Source organism: Amycolatopsis sp. NPDC004378 (genome assembly GCF_053602455.1).
The window spans coordinates 1-17700 of record NZ_JBSGDR010000013.1 but is presented as its reverse complement, the minus strand read 5'-3'; the positions used below and the strand labels follow the sequence as shown (position 1 = coordinate 17700).

Annotated in this window: 17 protein-coding genes; 12 read left to right on the top strand and 5 right to left on the bottom strand. The window is 70.4% G+C overall.

What is annotated here, in order from left to right:
* Positions 1 to 6 precede the first annotated feature (6 nt).
* The 11 genes from ACWEN0_RS31315 (at position 7) to ACWEN0_RS31265 (ending at position 10564) form a co-directional block, all read left to right on the top strand.
* On the top strand, positions 7 to 954 hold the full coding sequence (locus tag ACWEN0_RS31315) for an ABC transporter substrate-binding protein (RefSeq protein ID WP_451981600.1): 948 nt from the start codon (positions 7 to 9) through the stop codon (positions 952 to 954).
* Positions 941 to 1819, top strand: a complete 879-nt coding sequence (locus tag ACWEN0_RS31310; RefSeq protein WP_451981597.1) for an amino acid ABC transporter permease — start codon at positions 941 to 943, stop codon at positions 1817 to 1819. Before ACWEN0_RS31315 ends, ACWEN0_RS31310 begins: the two co-directional genes overlap by 14 nt.
* Entirely contained in the window at positions 1812 to 2579 is a 768-nt protein-coding gene (locus ACWEN0_RS31305) for an amino acid ABC transporter ATP-binding protein (RefSeq protein ID WP_451981594.1), read from the top strand. The genes ACWEN0_RS31310 and ACWEN0_RS31305 overlap by 8 nt, the downstream gene beginning before the upstream one ends.
* Complete coding sequence (locus tag ACWEN0_RS31300) at positions 2576 to 4294, top strand: aminotransferase class V-fold PLP-dependent enzyme (RefSeq protein ID WP_451981591.1); 1719 nt, start codon at positions 2576 to 2578, stop codon at positions 4292 to 4294. Before ACWEN0_RS31305 ends, ACWEN0_RS31300 begins: the two co-directional genes overlap by 4 nt.
* Before the next feature lie 53 nt (positions 4295 to 4347).
* Positions 4348 to 4719 (top strand): effector-associated constant component EACC1, encoded by a 372-nt coding sequence (locus tag ACWEN0_RS31295; protein WP_451981588.1) that lies wholly within the window; start codon positions 4348 to 4350, stop codon positions 4717 to 4719.
* A gap of 197 nt (positions 4720 to 4916) precedes the next feature.
* Positions 4917 to 6491 carry an alpha/beta hydrolase gene (locus ACWEN0_RS31290; RefSeq protein WP_451981585.1) on the top strand — a complete coding sequence of 525 codons (1575 nt, stop codon included), beginning with the start codon at positions 4917 to 4919 and terminating at the stop codon, positions 6489 to 6491.
* A 153-nt stretch (positions 6492 to 6644) separates the two neighbouring features.
* Positions 6645 to 7544 carry an ABC transporter ATP-binding protein gene (locus tag ACWEN0_RS31285; protein WP_451981582.1) on the top strand — a complete coding sequence of 300 codons (900 nt, stop codon included), beginning with the start codon at positions 6645 to 6647 and terminating at the stop codon, positions 7542 to 7544.
* Positions 7541 to 8272 (top strand): ABC transporter permease, encoded by a 732-nt coding sequence (locus ACWEN0_RS31280; protein WP_451981580.1) that lies wholly within the window; start codon positions 7541 to 7543, stop codon positions 8270 to 8272. Before ACWEN0_RS31285 ends, ACWEN0_RS31280 begins: the two co-directional genes overlap by 4 nt.
* A gap of 57 nt (positions 8273 to 8329) precedes the next feature.
* The gene (locus tag ACWEN0_RS31275; RefSeq protein WP_451981577.1) at positions 8330 to 8944 is read left to right on the top strand and encodes a hypothetical protein; all 615 of its coding nucleotides are present in this window, start codon (positions 8330 to 8332) and stop codon (positions 8942 to 8944) included.
* Positions 8941 to 9252 (top strand): transcriptional regulator, encoded by a 312-nt coding sequence (locus ACWEN0_RS31270; RefSeq protein WP_086671694.1) that lies wholly within the window; start codon positions 8941 to 8943, stop codon positions 9250 to 9252. The genes ACWEN0_RS31275 and ACWEN0_RS31270 overlap by 4 nt, the downstream gene beginning before the upstream one ends.
* 1 nt (position 9253) lies before the next feature.
* Positions 9254 to 10564 (top strand): DNA polymerase IV, encoded by a 1311-nt coding sequence (locus ACWEN0_RS31265; protein WP_451981574.1) that lies wholly within the window; start codon positions 9254 to 9256, stop codon positions 10562 to 10564.
* A gap of 7 nt (positions 10565 to 10571) precedes the next feature.
* Here ACWEN0_RS31265 and ACWEN0_RS31260 read toward each other — a convergent pair whose 3' ends face one another.
* From ACWEN0_RS31260 to ACWEN0_RS31240, 5 genes are all read right to left on the bottom strand, one after another.
* Entirely contained in the window at positions 10572 to 11651 is a 1080-nt protein-coding gene (locus ACWEN0_RS31260) for a glycoside hydrolase family 88 protein (protein WP_451981571.1), read from the bottom strand.
* An 83-nt stretch (positions 11652 to 11734) separates the two neighbouring features.
* Positions 11735 to 12376, bottom strand: a complete 642-nt coding sequence (locus ACWEN0_RS31255) for a FadR/GntR family transcriptional regulator (protein WP_451981568.1) — start codon at positions 12374 to 12376, stop codon at positions 11735 to 11737.
* A 2-nt stretch (positions 12377 to 12378) separates the two neighbouring features.
* Positions 12379 to 13404, bottom strand: coding sequence for an ABC transporter permease (locus ACWEN0_RS31250; protein ID WP_451981565.1), 1026 nt, complete (start codon positions 13402 to 13404; stop codon positions 12379 to 12381).
* 64 nt (positions 13405 to 13468) lie between these two features.
* Positions 13469 to 15007 carry a sugar ABC transporter ATP-binding protein gene (locus ACWEN0_RS31245; protein WP_451981562.1) on the bottom strand — a complete coding sequence of 513 codons (1539 nt, stop codon included), beginning with the start codon at positions 15005 to 15007 and terminating at the stop codon, positions 13469 to 13471.
* A 68-nt stretch (positions 15008 to 15075) separates the two neighbouring features.
* Positions 15076 to 16050 (bottom strand): substrate-binding domain-containing protein, encoded by a 975-nt coding sequence (locus tag ACWEN0_RS31240; RefSeq protein ID WP_451981559.1) that lies wholly within the window; start codon positions 16048 to 16050, stop codon positions 15076 to 15078.
* 370 nt (positions 16051 to 16420) lie between these two features.
* Between ACWEN0_RS31240 and ACWEN0_RS31235 the strand changes: the two genes are divergently transcribed.
* Positions 16421 to 17542: a CapA family protein gene (locus ACWEN0_RS31235; RefSeq protein ID WP_451981556.1), complete on the top strand. Its 1122-nt coding sequence runs from the start codon at positions 16421 to 16423 to the stop codon at positions 17540 to 17542.
* Positions 17543 to 17700: the final 158 nt, after the last annotated feature.

Genomic DNA, 17700 nt, shown 5'->3' with positions numbered 1-17700 from the left:
TCCGTTATGTCCCGTTCACGCGCCGTGCAGGCGGGTTTGCTCGCGAGCCTGGCCGTCCTGGTGACGGCCTGTGGTGGCGGTCCGGACGGCGCGGGCGGGACGTCACAGGCGGCCGGCGCGCCCGCGTCCGGCATCCCGGACACCGCGGCGATCGTCCAGGGCGTGCAGAAGGACGCCCAGCTCAACGCCGCCCTGCCGGCGAACGTCAAGCAGGCGGGCCTGCACCTGGCGTCCAACCTGCAGTCCGCGCCCAACAACTTCTACGCCGCCGACGGCAAGACCCCGATCGGCTACGAGGTCGACCTCGCCAAGGCGATCGCCGCCAAGCTCGGCGTCCCCGTCGCCCACCAGGACATGGCGTTCGGCTCGCTGATCACCAGCCTCCAGTCCGGCCGCATCGACCTGACCATGGCCGGCATGAACGACACCAAGGCGCGCCAGGCCCAGATCGACTTCGTCGACTACTTCACCTCGGGCATCACGATCATGATCCGCAAGGGCAACCCCGACGGCATCACCGGCCCGGACACCCTCTGCGGCAAGAACGTCGCCGTCGTGCAGGGCACCAGCCACCAGAAGTTCGCCGAAGCGCAGAGCGCGAAGTGCACGCAGGCCGGCAAGCCCGCGCTGACCGTCACCGCGACCGACAGCGACAACCAGAACCAGAACCAGCTGCGCACCGGCCGCGTCGCCGCGATCCTCAACGACCTGCCCAGCGCCGTCTACATCTCGCGGACCGCCGGCGACGGCAAGTTCTTCGAGGTCGTGCCGGGCGAGCCGATCGAGGGCGGGCCGTACGGCATCGGGGTCAACAAGCAGAACACGCCGTTGCGCGACGCCGTCCAGAAGGCCCTGCAGGCCCTCATCGCGGACGGCACCTACGGCAAGATCCTGCAGGCCTGGGGCGTCGAACAGGGTGCGATCAAGGAGGCCGTGGTCAATGGCGGGTCCTGAACCGCTCCCGATCGTCCGGCTCCGCCACTGGGGTCGCTGGGTCGCCGCCGTCGTCATCCTCGCGCTGCTCGTGCTGCTGGGCGTCGCCCTCGGCAACGCGCAGATCGAGTGGAGCCAGGTCCCGGACTTCGTCTTCTTCAAGGTGATGGCGACCGGCCTGCTCAACACCGTTTTGCTGGCGGTGCTGTCCCAGGCGGTCGCGATCGTCCTGGGCATCGTGATCGCCCTGCTGCGCCGCAGCGCCAACCCCGTCGCGCGGTGGTTCGCCGCCGGCTACATCTGGATCTTCCGCGGCCTGCCCGTGCTGCTGCAGATCCTGCTCTGGTACAACCTCGCGCTCGTCTTCCCGGTGATCCACATCCCGTTCCTGGTGAACGAGCAGACGAACGTGCTGATCAGCGCGTTCACCGCGGCGTTCCTCGGCCTGGCGCTCAACGAAAGCGCGTACATGGCAGAGATCGTCCGAGCGGGGCTCAACAGTGTCGACAGTGGACAGACCGAAGCGGCGAAGTCGATCGGCATGACCCCGGCCGCGACGCTGCGCCGGGTCGTGCTGCCGCAGGCCATGCGCGTGATCATCCCGCCGACCGGCAACGACTTCATCAACATGCTCAAGGGCACGTCGATGGCGTCGGTGATCGGCGTGACCGAGCTGATCCACGCGGCCAACAACATCTCGTCCAACAACCTGCTGGTGATGGAGACGCTGCTGGCCGCGGCCGTCTGGTACATGGTCGTCGTGACCGTCGCCGGCGTCGGCCAGCACTACCTGGAACGCGCGTTCGGCCAGGCCGACCGCGGTCCGCTCGCCCGCGCGGGCAAGGCGTTGCGCGGCGTGCCGCTGGTGAGGAGTGCCCGTGTCTGAGCCACTGCTGCGCGCCGTCGGCGTCCGGAAGTCCTACGGCCACACCGAAGTCCTCGGCGGCATCGACCTGGACGTCCGCAAGGGACAGGTCGTCTGCCTGCTCGGGCCGTCCGGCGCCGGGAAGAGCACCTTCCTGCGCTGCATCAACCACCTCGAGACCATCGACGCGGGCCAGATCTGGGTCGACGGCGAACCGATCGGCTTCCGGCAGCGCGGCGGGAAGCTGTACGAACTGCGCGAACGCGACGTCGCGCGCCAACGGCGGGACATCGGCATGGTGTTCCAGCGGTTCAACCTGTTCGCGCACCGGACGGCACTGGAGAACGTCGTCGAGGGCCCGATCCGGGTGCTCGGGCGGAAGCCGGACGACGCCCGGAAACAGGGGCTCGAACTCTTGGATCGAGTGGGGCTGGCGCACCGCGCCGACGCCTACCCGGCCCAGCTCTCGGGCGGGCAGCAGCAGCGCGTGGCGATCGCGCGGTCGCTGGCGATGAAGCCGAAGCTGATGCTGTTCGACGAGCCGACGTCGGCGCTGGACCCGGAGCTGGTCGGGGAGGTCCTCGAGGTGATGAGTACGTTGGCGGGGGAGGGGATGACGATGGTCGTCGTGACGCACGAGATGAGCTTCGCCGCGGAGGCCGCCGACGAGGTGGTGTTCCTGGCCGACGGCGCGGTCGTCGAGACGGGGCCGCCCTCGGAAGTGCTGAGCGCGCCGAAGCACGAGCGCACCCGGCAGTTCCTGGCGAGGATCCTCGCGTGACGCGGATTTCGCCCCGGTACCTGCTCCAGTTCGACGAGCCCGCCGGCTACCTCGACTTCGCCCGGTTCGGCCCGCCGTCGCACGCGGTGCTCGACACGACGGCCGCGCTGCTCGACCAGGCCACCACCGCCGGTCCGTCCACTGTGGACGAGCTGATGCGGCAGGAGGTCCGCGCCAAGGCGGCGGCCGCGCGGCTGTCCGGCTCGGACACCGACCACACGGTGCTGCTGCCGCACACGAGTCTCGGGCTGTTCCAGGCCGCGTTCAACAGCTCCGGCGACGTGCTCGTGTCGGCGGCCGAGTTCCCCGCCAACACCTACCCGTGGGCCCGCGCCGAGCAGGCCGGGCGGCTGCGGGTGCACCGGCTGACCGGCGGTTATGTCACGCCCGAGCGGCTGGCGGCGGCGTTGACGCCGGAGATCACCACGGTGAGCGTCAGCGCGGTCGACTTCCGCACCGGCTACCGCGCCGACCTCGCCGCCCTGCGCGAAGCCGTCGGCGACCGGCTCCTGGTCGTCGACGGGATCCAGGGCTTCGGCGTCGTCGAAGAGCCCTGGGAAGTCGCCGACGTCCTGGTCGTCGGCGGGCAGAAGTGGCTGCGCGCGGGCTGGGGGACCGGCTTCGCGGTGCTGTCCGACCGCGCGCTGGAGCGGATGGACCCCGTGCTGTCCGGCTGGACCGGCGCGCGCGACCCCGGCCTGTTCGACGATGAGATCCACCCGCCGGACGACACCGCCCAGGCCTGGTCGATCTCGAACCTCAGCCCGATCACGTCCGGCGCGTTCGCCGAGGCCCTCGAACTCGTCGAGGACGCCGGCGTCGGTGCCATCGCGGCGCGGATCGCCGAGCGGCTGGGCGCCTTCGAAGAGGTTTTGGCGTCCTGCGGCGCCGAAGTCGTCTCGGCGGTCGACCGCCGCGCGGGCATCCTGGCGTTCACCTTGCCCGGCCACCCCGCCGAACAGGTGGGGGCGGCGCTGGCGAACGCGGGGATCGCGGCGACCGTGCGGCCCGAGCACGTCCGGCTCTCGCCGCACGCGTCGACCCCGGTGGCCGCGGCGGACCTGCTCCGGCAAGCGCTGGAGACGCTGACGAAACCGCGGGAACCGCTGGTCGTCCCGGCCGCCGGGGCGACGACGCACGAGGTGCTCACCGCCCTGGTGCCGGCGATCCCGGGGCTCGCGGCGATGCTCGGGCCGGGCAACGAAGTCCTGCTGCACGACCTGAGCCGGCTGCCGGACTCGATCGTCGCCATCGCGGGCGACCTGACCGGCCGCAGCGTCGGTGGCCCGATGACCGACCTGCTGCTCGGCCTGGTCCGGCGCGGCACCACCCAGGACCTGACGAACTACCGCACGCACGGCCCGGACGGCCGTCCGATCCGCTCGTCGACGCTGTTCCTGCGGGACGCCGACGGGGTCGCGGTGGGCTGCCTGTGCGTCAACAGCGTCGACGCGTCCGCTTCGTCCGGCGGCAACGGCGAGCCGGAGACTTTCCCACCGGACGTCGACAGCCTGCAACGGTTCCTCGTCGACCGCGCGGTCGCGAAAGCCGGGATCCCGGTGGACCTGATGAAGAAACGGCACAAGGCGGCGGTGGTGCGGGAACTCGACGAAGCCGGTTATTTCCTCATCAAGGACGCGGTCGACCACCTGGCCGGGCGCCTCGACGTCACGCGCTACACGATCTACAACTACCTCAACGAAATCCGCGCCTGACGCTGCCCGATCAGACCTTGCCGCCGGGTGGCGCGGGGCGGACCATGGCGCGCATGACCGAACGGCGCGCCCTGGTGCGGCTGGAGCTGGACGACGAGTCGGACGCGGAGGAGTTCGACCGGCTCGCCCGCCGGCTGCGCGCCGAGCTGGGCGAGCTGAACGTCGACCTCCGCGCGCTGCCGGCCGAAGCCCCGGCGGGCGCGAAGGCGGCGGACCCGGTGACGGTGGGCTCGCTGCTGGTGGCGTTCAGCGCGGCGGGCGGGGTGTTCCCGGGACTGGTGGAGACGCTGAAGGAGTGGCTGGGCCGCCAGGCGGGCAAGCACAAGATCAAGGTGACGATCGACGGCGACACGGTGGAACTCGAGCGCGCGACCACGGCGGAGCGCCAGCAGCTGATCGAGGCCTTCGTCCGGCGCCATGGCTAGCCGGCCGTGAAGGCCCGGACCACTCGCACTCCACAAAGGACTCCACAGCAGCCGCGGCGACGGAGACACCGCACCGGCGAGCCGGGTGCATCCGATTTCCGCCTTTAGTAGGGCACCGGGCGTTTGCCGTTCCCGCGGACCGGTGCCGGGCATAGGGTTCATCCGCTCGAAGTCGCAGCCAACAAGGGAGAAGAACAGTGAGACGTGCCGTTCTCGCCGCGGTGGCCGCTGCCGCCGTGGCGTCCGCGCTCGTGGCCGCGCCGGCCGCGTCCGCGGCGCCCGCGCCGGCAGCCGGGACGATCGCCTGGGGGCCGTGTACCGATCCCACGCTCGTCGCCGCGGGCGCCGAATGCGGGTTCCTGGGGGTTCCGCTCGACTACTCGAAACCGCACGGCGCGCAGATCCAGCTCGCCGTCGACCGCGTCAAGCACAAGGTCGCCGACGCGCAGTACCAGGGTGTCATGCTGACCAACCCGGGCGGGCCCGGCGGCTCCGGCCTGCTGCTCGCCACCCGCGGGCCCCGCGTGCCGAACCACGCCGGCGACGCCTACGACTGGATCGGTTTCGACCCGCGCGGTGTCGGCGCCAGCAAGCCCGCGCTGAGCTGCGACCCGAACTACATGGACTACGACCGGCCGCAGTACGTGCCGTTCACGCCGCAGCTGGAGAAGACCTGGCTCGACCGGTCGAAGGGCTACGCCGAAGCGTGCGCGAAGAACAACCCGAAGGCCCTGCTGGAGAACATGAAGACGACCGACACGGTCAAGGACATGGACTCCATCCGGCAGGCGCTCGGCCAGAAGCAGCTGAACTTCTACGGCTACTCCTACGGCACCTACCTCGGCCAGGTCTACGGCACGCTGTTCCCGCAGAACGTGCGCCGGATGGTGCTCGACTCGACCGTCGACCCGCGGGGCGTCTGGTACGGCGACAACCTGAACCAGGACGTCGCGTTCGACCAGAACATCCTCATCTGGTTCGGCTGGCTCGCCCAGCACGACGACGTCTACCACCTCGGCAAGACGCAGGCCGCCGTGCAGCGCGTGGTCAACGAACAGCTGCTCAAGACCCAGTTCACCCCGGCGGGTGGCGTGATCGGCCCGGACGAGATCCTCGACGTCATCCAGCAGGCGTCGTACTACCAGCTGCGGTGGACGCTGCTCGGGGACGCGCTGTCGCGGTTCGTGAACAAGGGTGACTGGCAGAACTGGAAGTCGCTCTTCGAGGCCTTCGGCGGCCGCGGTGACGACAACGGCTACGCGGTCTACCTGGCCGTCCAGTGCACCGACGTCCAGTGGCCGCAGAGCTGGGAGCAGTGGAAGCGCGACAACTGGAAGACGTTCGCGAAGGCGCCGTACTTCACCTGGCAGAACGCCTGGTTCAACGCGCCCTGCCTGTACTGGCCCGCGAAGGCCGGCAAGCCGACCAAGGTCGACGGCAAGGGCGTCCAGAGCGTCCTGATGATCGACGAGACCCTCGACGCGGCGACGCCGTTCCCGGGCAGCCTCGAGGTCCGCAGCCGCTTCCCGGGTGCTTCCCTGATCGCGGAGCCGGGCGGCACCAGTCACGCGATCACCCCGCGCGGCAACGCGTGCGTCGACAGCAAGATCGCCGACTACCTGGCGACGGGCGCGCTCCCGGCCCGCAAGCCGGGTCGCACGGCCGACGTCGAGTGCGTCCCGCTGCCCCAGCCGACGCCCCCGGCGCCGACGGCGGCGAAGGCCGACGTGAGTGCCACCCAGGGTCTCGTCGCCGGGCGGTTCACCGGCTGACCTGCGTAAACCCTGCACGACGGGGTGTCGGGCCCAGAGCCCGGCACCCCGTCTTTTGCGCTCTCCGACACCGTGGGCTTTGTACTCGCGCGGACTTTGTGTTACAAAGTGCGGGTCAAGTTTGAAACGCAAAGTCCACGAAAGGAGGACGCCATGACTGGGGGACCGGCGTTCGCGCTCCAGGGCCTGACCAAGCGGTTCGGCCGGGTCACGGCGGTCGACGGCGTGTCCGTCGAGGTCGCGCGCGGCGAGGTCGTCGCGCTGCTCGGGCCGAACGGCGCGGGCAAGTCGACCACCGTCGACATGCTGCTCGGCCTGACCAAGCCCGACGCGGGGGAGGTCACCGTCGCGGGCGGCACCCCGCGCGGAGCCGTCGACCGGGGGCTCGTCGGCGCGATGATGCAGAACGGCGCGCTGCTGGGGGACGTCACGGTCGGCGAGATCGTCGACCTGGTCGTCTCGACGCACGTGAAGCCGCTGCCGGCGAAGGAGGTGATCGCCCGGGCCGGGCTCGAGAACCTCGTGAAGCGCCGCTGCGGCAAGCTTTCCGGCGGCGAACGGCAACGCGTCCGGTTCGCGCTCGCCCTGGCCGGCGACCCGCGGCTGCTCGTGCTGGACGAGCCGACCGCCGCGATGGACGTCGACGGGCGGCGCGCCTTCTGGGCGGCCATCCGCGAGTACGCCGGCACGGGCCGGACCGTCCTCTTCGCGACGCACTACCTCGCCGAGGCCGAGGACTACGCCGACCGCGTGGTGCTGATGCGCCACGGCGCCGTCGTCGCCGACGGCCCGGTCGCCGAGGTCCGCGCCGCGGTGTCCGGGCGGGTCCTCAAGGCCGCCGTGCCCGGCGCGGCCGAAGCCGGCCTGCTGGGCCTGCCGGGCGTCACGAGCGTGCAGCTGCGCGCCGGCCGCGCCGAGCTGGCGTGCGCCGACTCCGACGCCGCGATCCGCGCTCTCCTGGCCGCGTACCCGCAGGCCGCCGACATCGAAATCACCGCGCTGGGCCTCGAAGAAGCCTTCCTGGCGCTGACTGCCGAGGAGGCGGCCGCGTGAACACGACCTACCTGAGCCTGGAGATCAAGCGGATCGTCCGGAGCCCGCAGTTCACGATCTTCACCATCGGCATGCCGACGGCGATGTACCTGCTGTTCGGGTCCATCTTCGGCGACACCCTCCTGGACAACGGCCTGCACTCGAGCACCCAGACGATGATCACCATGGCGGCGTACGGCGCCAGCGGCGGTGCCCTGTTCACCGGCACCCGCGTGGCCCAGGAACGCACGGACGGCTGGCAGCGCCAGATCCGCCTCACGCCAATGCGCGGCCCCGGCTACCTGGCGGTGAAGGTCGCCTCGGCGATGGCCGTCGCCCTGCCGGTGCTCTTGGTCATCTTCCTCGTCGGCTTCCTGCGCGGCGAGCAGCTCGGCCTGGCCGACTGGGGCCGGCTGCTGGTCTACCTGTGGGCGGCCACCCTGCCGTTCGCCGTGCTCGGCCTGGCGATCGGCCTGTTCGGCAAGGGCGACACGGTCGGCGCGGTGACCGGTGCGCTGATGATGCCGCTCGGCATGCTCGGCGGCCTGTGGATCCCGCTCGAGTTCCTGCCCGGCTGGATGACGGCGCTGGCGCACTTCGTCCCGACCTACTGGCTGCGCCGCGTCGGCATCGACCCGTTGACCCACGCCTCCGGGACCTGGGTCGCGGTGCTCGTGCTGGCCGGCTGGCTGGTCGTGCCCGCCCTGATCGTGGTCCGCCGGTTCCGGCTGGACACGGCCAGGCTGTGAATGCTTGTTAACCTCCGTGCAGTACTGAGGGGTCTGCGCGGACGAAGGGCGGGACGGGTGGACGACGAGCCGATGTCGGCGGAGGAGTCGCTGAACCTGATCGCCCAGCAGAACCGGCGCAACCGCCGGGAACTGGGCGGGGGCCCCGCGCGCATGCTCGCGGCGTGGGCCCTCGCCTGGCTGCTCGGCTGGGGTTTCACCTACTTCGCGACGCAGACCTCGAGCGTGCCCGGCTGGATCTGCGGGGTGCTCGTCACCGTGCTGTTCCTCGCCGCGATGGGCTACACCGCGTTCGTCAGCGCGCGGGCCGGCCGGGGCATCCGCGGCCCGTCGCGGACCGCCGGCGCGATGTACGGCTACAGCTGGGCCCTCTCCGCGATCGGGCTCTCCGTGATCGACATCCGGATCACGGACTTCGCCGCGCTGGACTCCGACCAGGTGTCGCTGCTGTGGTCGGGCACCTGGCTGCTGCTCACCGGCGTCATGTACCTCGCGGGCGGCATGCTCTGGCAGGACAAGCTGATGTACGGCCTCGGCGCGTGGATGATCGTGTCCTCGGCGCTGAGCGTGCTGGTCGGCTTCCCGGTGAACTTCCTGGTGCTGACGCTCTGCGGCGGGGGCGGGTTCCTGCTCGCGGCGATCGTGTACTTCGTCCGCGAGAAGCGCCGATGAGCGAACTGCCGCAGCTCGACCCGGTCATCCACGCCCAGGCGCGGCTGCGCGTGACGGTCGCGCTCGCCGGCCTGCACGCCGGCGACCAGATCACCTTCCCGCGGCTGCAGCAGCTCCTCGACATGACGGCCGGCAACCTCTCGACGCACCTGCGCAAGCTCGAGGACGCCGAGTACGTCGAGATCACCAAGGCCTACGAGCACCGCACGCCCGTGACGCTGGTCCGGCTGACCGCCGCCGGGCGCGCGGCGTTCGAGAGCTACACCAAGGCGCTGCACCAGCTGCTGGACGCCACCGGCGGCGACTGACGTGGCTCGCTGGGTGATCCACCTCGACCTGGACGCCTTCTACGCGTCGGCCGAGCAGCTCACCCGCCCGACGCTGGCCGGGCGCCCGGTGCTCGTCGGCGGGCTGGGGCCCCGCGGCGTCGTCGCGGGGGCGAGTTACGAGTCGCGCGCGTTCGGGATCAAGTCGGCCATGCCGATGGCCCAGGCGCGACGGCTGCTGCCGGCCAACGGCGTGATCGTGCCGCCGCGGTTCCGCGTCTACGAACGGCTGAGCCAGGAGGTCTTCGCCGTCGTCACGGCGGTGGCGCCGCTGCTGGAGAAGATCTCCCTCGACGAGGCCTTCGCCGAGCCACCTTCGCTCGTCGGCGCTTCTTTCGACGACGTCACGGAGTTTTGCGCCTCGCTGCGGGCCCGGATCCGCGCGGAGACGGGCCTGGTGGCGTCGATCGGCGCGGGCAACGGCAAGCAAATCGCGAAGATCGCGTCGGACGAAGCCAAACCGGACGGACTGCTGGTGGTCCCGCAGGGCACCGAGCGCGAGTTCCTGGCGCCGCTGCCGGTGCGCGCCCTGTGGGGGATCGGGCCGGTGGCCGAGGGGAAGCTGCGGTTCATCGGCGTCCAGACGCTCGGGCAGCTCGCGGCACTGTCCGAACAGGACGCGGTGGCGACGCTCGGCGGCGTGGTCGGCCGCGACCTGCGCCGCCTGGCGACCGGCTTCGACGACCGCCCGGTGGCCGACCGCGGCGAGACGAAGCAGGTCAGCGCGGAAACGACGTTCGACTCGGACATCATCGACCTGCCCACGCTGCGCGCGGAAGTCCGCCGGATCGCGGTGGGGGCGCACAAACGGCTCCTGAAGGCCGAGCGCGTGGCGCGCACGGTGGTGATCAAGCTGCGCCACACGGACATGCACACGGTGACCCGTTCGGAGACGATCTCGGCCCCGACGGACGACCTGGCGGAGCTGTCCGCGACGGCCGAGCGGCTGCTGCTGGACCCGGCGGAGTTCGGCGGCATCCGGCTGGCGGGGGTCGCGTTCAGCGGCCTTTCCGTGCCCCACCAGGACGCTTTGTTCACCCTCGCGGCCCCTTCAACGCCGTCACCGTCGACAGTCGTCTCCGCGGCGCCGGCACCCGTCGCCGCCCCTTCGGAGTGGCGCCAGGGCGACGACGTGGTCCATGCGGAGTTCGGCACGGGCTGGGTCCAGGGCGCGGGCCACGGCCGGGTCACGGTCCGGTTCGAGCACCGCACGTCCGGCCCCGGCGTGGCCCGCACCTTCCCGCAGACCGACCCGGCCCTGACCCGCGGCGATCCCGGCGACTGCCTCCGCTGAACGATGACTACTCGGCCGAGCAGCCCTGCAGCTTGGCCACTTCCTGGCCCGCGATGAGGAACGCGCCGACGCCGTAGGCCGCCGTGTCGGTGGCGCGCGCCGTCGCCGGGCGGTCGCCGACCGGCTGGACGTAGCCGACCAGGCCGGACGCCTGCAACGACTTCGTCGACAACGCCGTCCAGGCCTTGTCCACCACCGGGCGGTACCGCGCCGCGTCGAGGATGCCCGCGGTGATGCCCCAGCCGATGCCGAAGGTGAAGAACGCCGTGCCGCTCGTCTCCGGGCCGCCGTGGTCCCACGGGTTCAGCAGGTCCGAGTTCCAGAAGCCGTCACGGCGTTGCGTCGCGGCCAGCGTGGCGGCCATCTTCTTGAACACCCGCAGGTATTCCGGGCGACGCGGGTCGTTCGCCGGGAGGACCTGCAGGACCTTCGTCACCGCGGCCAGCGCCCAGCCGTTGCCGCGCGACCAGAACACCCCCGAGCCGGTGAATCGCGCGTCGCGGTACCACAGGCCGGTGCGCTCGTTGAACAGCTTGTGTTCCGACGACCGGAACAGCTGATCCATCGCGTCCAAATAGGACGGATCGTGGTCGATCGCGCTCATCCGCGCGAACGAAGGCATCGCCATGTTCAGCGCGTCGACGTAGTTCCAGTAGTCCCGGTGCCCCGCCTGCACCGAAGCGACCTCGTCCTTGATGCGCGTGCGGATCGAGTCGAGGGAGATCTCCGGGTGGAAGTAGGTGTACAGGTCCAGGTACGCCTCGCCGGCGGCCTGGTTGTCCGGGAAGAACGGCCGCTTCGGGTCGAGCGGCAGCTGGTAGCCGTTGGCCTGCGCCCACGGCAGCGTCTTGTGGTTCGACTGGCCGGTGGTCCGGACCAGCGCGAGGTTGCCGACGTGGAACGTCGCGTTCTGCCAGTCCGGGGCGTCGAGGTTCGTCCCGTTGGTCACCCAGTAGTTGCCCGCGGCGACCATCTGGCCGGTGATCGGGCAGGCCGCCGATGCCGCCGCCACCGGAGCGGTGAACAGGCTGCCTGCCACCGCCGCGGCCGCGAGCACGCCGATGCCACGAATACCCGGGAAACGCATGGAAGCGTCCTCCTCAGCACGTCATGGCGGCGGGTGGGTCGCAGCGAGTGAAGCGCGTCCCGGTAACCGTGTCAAGGTACCGATCACCGGTACGCCGCAACGGTTTCCAGCAGCCGGCGGCACGCGGACTCGGCGCCGTCGGCGTTCTTCGCCAGCACCAGCGTCAGCACCCGGGAATGCGCGACGAGCGTGTCCGCCGGTTCGCCCTGCGCCCGCAGCGCCGCCACCACCGGCACCTGCAGCTGCGCGATCAACGTGTTCCCCGAAGCGCGGACCAGCGCGGCGTGGAACTGCGCATCGGCGGCCATGAAGGCCGCGGTGTCTTCGGCGTCGGCCATCTGCGTGTAGGCCGCCGCCATCGCCGAAAGCTCGTCGGGACGCCGGTGCCGCGCCGCCATCCGCGCCGCCTGCGGCTCGATGGCCAGCCGCAGCTCCAGCAGCTCGCGCAGGTGCTCGCGGCCACCGGGACCGCCGACGCGCCAGGCGATGACGTCCGGGTCGATCGCGTCCCACGCCTCGGGCGGCAACGTCCAGGTGCCGACCCGCGGGCGCGCGGTGACCATCCCCTTGGACTCGAGCACGCGCAACGCCTCGCGGACCACCGTGCGGGACGCGGAGAACCGGCGGCCGAGCTCCTCGGGGACGAGCGGCTGCCCGTCCCCGAGGACGCCTTCGACGATGAGCCTGCCCAGTTCGTCGACGATGCGCGCGTGGAGGTTCCGCACCGCTACTCGGGCAGGCCGACGCGGCGCTCCCCGCTGCGCAGCTGCTGCAGCACGACCGCGATCACGAGCAGGGCGCCGTGCGCGACGTTCTGCCAGAAGGGGTTGATGCCCAGGCCGGACATGCCGTTGTCGAGCACGCCCAGGATGATCACCGCGAGCACGGTCGAAATGATCGAACCGCGGCCGCCCTTGAGCATCGTGCCGCCGAGCGCGGCACCGGTGACGGCCTGCAGCTCCAGGCCTTCCGACCCGGAAACCGGCTGGCCCGAGCCGGTGCGCGCGGTGATCAGGATGCCCGCGACCGCCGCGACCACGCCGGCGAGGGCGTAGACGCCGATGATGTACCGGTTGATGTTGATGCCGGCCAGCCGCGCGGCCGTGTCGTTGCCGCCGATCGCGTAGACGTTGCGGCCGATGTCGGTGTACTTCAGCAGGAAGTGCAGCAGCGCCGCGACGATCAGGAACACCCACACCAGCGAGGGCAGCCCGAGCACGGATCCCTTGGCCAGGAAGATGAACAGGTCGTCGCCGCCGGTGTAGCCCTGCGACTTGCCGTCCGAGATGACCTGCGCGACCCCCTTGTAGGTGGCGAGCATGGCCAGCGTCGCGACCACCGGGTTGACCCGGCCGAAGATGATGATCATGCCGTTGATCAGGCCGCAGACGATGCCGATGCCGATCGCGGCGAGGATGCCGACCTCGGCGTTGCCGGTCGAGGTGAACACCATCGCCGAGACGACGGACGCGAGCCCGGCCATCGAGCCGACCGAGATGTCCAGCGCGCCCAGGATGATCACCAGCGTCTGGACCAGGGCCAGCAGCCCCATGATGGTGATCGCGCTGCCGATCAGCAGCAGGTTGTTGGTGCGCAGGAAGTTGTCGTTCAGGATGCTCAGCAGGACGATCAACGCGATCAGCGTGATGATCAGGCTCGAGTTCTGCACGCCGATGCCGGTGAGCACGCGGCGCGCGGCGCTCGGCTGGGCCGGCGCGGCGGGGGCCGTCGTTTCCTTCGTGGGGGTACTCATGCGCCGACCTCGCCGGCGCGCGGCGCGGCTACTCCTGTGACATGTGATTCGTTCGCAAGCTCACTCATGCGCCGATCTCCTGGGCTTCTTCCACGGCTGGTTCGGTTTCGGGGATGGCGAGGGTCAGCACGGCTTCCTCGGTCGCTTCGTCGCGGCCGAGCTCGCCGGCCAGCCGCCCGGCGCGCATCACGAGGATGCGGTCGGCGAGCGTCAGCACCTCGGGCAGGTCGGAGGAGATGACCAGCAGCGCGATGCCTTCCGCGGCGAGGCCGTCGATGATCCGGTAGATCTCGGCCTTCGCGCCGACGTCGACACCGCGGGTGGGCTCGTCGAGGATCAGCAGCTTCGGCCGCCGCGCGAGCCAGCGCGCGAGGACGGCCTTCTGCTGGTTGCCCCCCGACAGCTTCCGGACTTCCTGCTCCATCGACGGCGTACGCACGCGAAGCTCGCGTACGTACTCCTCGACGAGCGCGCGTTCCTTCGCGCGCTTCACGACGCGAAAGCGGCGAAGGCGGTCGAGAACGGCGATAGAGACGTTGTCGCGTACAGACCGCTGCATGAGCAACGCGTCCGTCTTGCGCTCTTCGGGCGCGAAGCCGATCCCGGCCTTCACGGCGTCACCCGGGTTGTGCGCGCGAAGCCGCTTCCCGTCGAGTTCGACGGTCCCGGACCGGATCGGCAGGTCGCCGACGATCGCGCGGGCCAGCTCCGAGCGTCCGGCGCCGACCAGCCCGGCGAGGCAGACGACTTCGCCCGCGCGGACCTGCAGCGAGATGTCGTGCACGTCGTCGGTCGTGACGTCGGTCAGCTTGAGGACGACGTCGCCGGTGTCCTGCGTGACGCGGCGCTCGAGCGCCGACAGGTCACGGCCGATCATCATCCGCACCAGGCCGGGCTCGTCGGTCTCCGAGACCTGCTGGACGCCGACGAGCTTGCCGTCGCGCAGCACCGCGACGCGGTCGGCGAGCTGGAAGATCTCCTTCATCCGGTGCGAGACGTAGACGACCGCGACGCCGCTGTCGCGCAGCCGGCCGATCAACCGGAACAACGCCTCGACCTCGTGCTCGGACAGCGACGACGTCGGTTCGTCGAACGCGATCACCTTCGGCGGCGCGGCCGCGGTGAGCACGCGCAGGATCTCGACGAGCTGGCGCTGCGCTGGCGACAGCGCGGTGCCGAGCGTCGAAGGGTTGAGGACACCTTCGAAGCCGTACTCGACGAGCGCGTCGTGCGTCGCCTTCGTGAGCGTGCGGCGGTTGAAGAGGCGCGCCTTCGCGGGCAGTTCGCCGACGAAGACGTTCTCCGCCACCGAAACGTGCGGGATGATCTCGGGTTCCTGGTAGATCACGCGGACCCCGGCGGCCATCGCCGCGCGTGGGGTGTCGAACGCGACCTCGGTGCCGTCGAGGAGCAGGCGCCCGTCGTCGGGACCCTGGTCACCGGAGAGGACGCGCAGGAGCGTCGACTTCCCGGCGCCGTTTTCCCCCATCAGCGCGAGCACTTCGCCGGAGCGGATCTCCAGCGAGACGTCGTCGAGGGCGGTGACGCCGGAGAAGCGCTTGCCGATGCCCTCGACGGCGAGCGCGGGAGCGGAGCTGGACATGGTGATCCTTCGGCGGTGGGGCCCGGGCCCGGCACCTTCCCGGGAAAGTGCCGGGCCCGGGAGTTCGGTCAGGTGCAGTTGACGCCGGCCTGCTTGTAGTTGTCCTTGTTGACGATCGTGGTCTTCGCGATCGTCTCCGCGGGCAGTGCCTTGCCGTTCTTCACCTTGTCCACCAGCACCTGGATCGCCGAGCGGCCGACCTCGGCGCCGGAGATGTAGAGCGCGGACTTGTTGCCGGTGTCCTTGCCGGCCGCCCAGTCCTTGCAGTCCAGGTAGGCGCCGAGCCCGACGCCGATGATGTTGTTCGCCTGCACGCCGGAGTTGGCCAGCGCCGTCACGACACCGGTCTCGTTCTCGTCGTTGCAGCCCCACACGACCCAGTGCTTGACGCCCGGGTTGGAGCCGATCACCGCGCCGGAGCGGTTCTGGGCGTCGACGGGGGAGTTGTCGGTGCCGACGTCGATCACCTGGACGTCCGCGCCCGCGGACTTGGCGAACGCCGTCTTCGCGGCGTTGACGCGGTCGGTGCAGACGCTCAGGTCCTGCTTGTAGGCGCTGATGATCTTCGTGTCCGCGGCGGTCCAGCCGGCGGCCTTGAAGAGCTTCCCGGCCTCGGTGCCGACCGAGTCGCCCATCTGGCTGCCGTTGAAGCCGACGAAGGGGGCCTTCGCGCCGGTGCCGTCCTTGATGACGTCGTCCGAGGCGATGAGCGGGATGCCGGCGCTCTTGGCCTTGTCGATCACCTGCGGGCCGATGGCCTGGTCCGGGACGACGATGGCGACGCCGTTCGCGCCCTGCGCGACCGCGGCGTCGAGTTCGGTGATCGCCTTGTTGGCGTCCTGGCCGAGGTTGACGACCTTGAGCTCGACGCCGAGCTCCTTCGCCTTCTCCTGCGCCCCCTGCGCCTGCTCGACGAAGTACTGCTGGTCGCCCTGTTTCTGCAGGTAGTACAGGGTGATCTTGCCGTTGGCGGGCGCCTGCTGCTGCGGGGCGGCGGTGTCCTTGCCGGAGGAGCACGAAGCCATCAGGACACCGGAAATCAAACAACAACCAACAACGCTCCAGGTGCGCAACCTGTGCGGGTATGTGGACATCGAGTGCTCCCATGGGGGCCGGGGACGAGTGTTGCTGGCGGGTTACCGCCGGGTGACTCGTATTACAAAACACCCGTTCGTGGAGCGTCAAGGCGCAGTTAGCGGAGCGAGACCTACTCTCCGTAGTTGCATCGTGGCATGCTCGCCGGTCATTTATCGTATTTTTTCCGGCCTGTCCTGCGCGTTGTCCGGTTTTGTCCTGTGCGAATGTTCTGATTGGTGTTGTCGACTGTGGTGGAAGTTGGTGTTGATCGGGACGCCGTACCTGCCGGGTTCGTCCGGATGGCAGGATGGCCGGACCACGTCCGGAGGGGGACCGATGACGAAGTACCGCGTCGCCGCGCTCGCCGGGGTCGCCGTCCTGGCGGCCGCGTGCAGCAGCCCGCCGCAGTCCGGTCCGGCGCCGACGCCGTTCCCCGAGACGCCTTCCTTCTCGGCCGCTCCGGAGGGCTCGTTCAGCGTCGTCGCGACCGGCGACGTCCTGATCCACCCGGCCCTGACCGAACAAGCCGAGGCCGACGGCGGCGGGAAGATCGACTACCGGCCGCTCCTCGCCGGGGTCAAGCCGCTGATCTCCGGCGCCGACCTCGGGATCTGCCACCTCGAGACGCCGCTGGCGCCGGAAGGCGGCCCGTACAGCGGGTACCCGTCGTTCAGCGCGCCGCCGGAGATCGCGGACGCGCTCAAGGACACCGGCTACGACACCTGCTCGACGGCGTCCAACCACACGATCGACCAAGGCGCGGACGGCGTCTCGCGCACGCTGGACAAGCTCGACGACGTCGGGATCAAGCACACGGGCTCGGCGCGGTCGGCTGCGGAAGCGGGGAAGCCGCTGATCCTCGACGTCCACGGCGTCAAGGTCGCGCAGGTGTCGTACGCCTTCGGGTTCAACGGCATCAAGGTCCCGGCCGGGAAGCCGTGGCTGGCCAACCAGATCGACGTCGGCGACGTCCTGGCGGCGGCTCGTCGCGCACGCGAGGCGGGTGCGCAGGTCGTGATCGCGAGCCTGCACTGGGGCGTCGAGTACCAGCACGACCCGACGGCCGAGCAGCGGTCCCAGGCCAAGAAGATCCTGGCGTCCGACGACGTCGACCTGATCGTCGGGCACCACGCGCACGTGGTCCAGCCGTTCGAGAAGATCGGCGGCAAGTGGGTGGCCTACGGGCTCGGCAACAGCGTCGCCCGCCACTCCGAGCCGCGCGGCGACACGGAGGAAGGTGCGGCGGCCCGCTTCCGCTTCGTCCGCGACGGCGACCGCTGGAAGGTCGACAAGGCCGAGTACATCCCGACGTACATCAAGCTCGACGCCCCGATCCGCCTCCTCGACTTGTCGACAACCCCGCCGTCACCACAGTTCACCAAGGCCCTGGCCGACACCGACAAGAACATCCTGAGCCTCAAAGCGGACAAAGCCGGCCTCACTCGCCCCGGCAAGTAGAGGCTTCACGCGTGATCAGGGAGGCATCACGCGTGATTGGGAGGGCATCACGGTGATGCCCCGCCAATCACGTGGAGTTGCCCCGTGGGGCCGGACACCTTGATTCCAGACAGTGGTCTGGAGGGAGGATGTCCTGGTGTCTCGCAGGTCGAAGTATC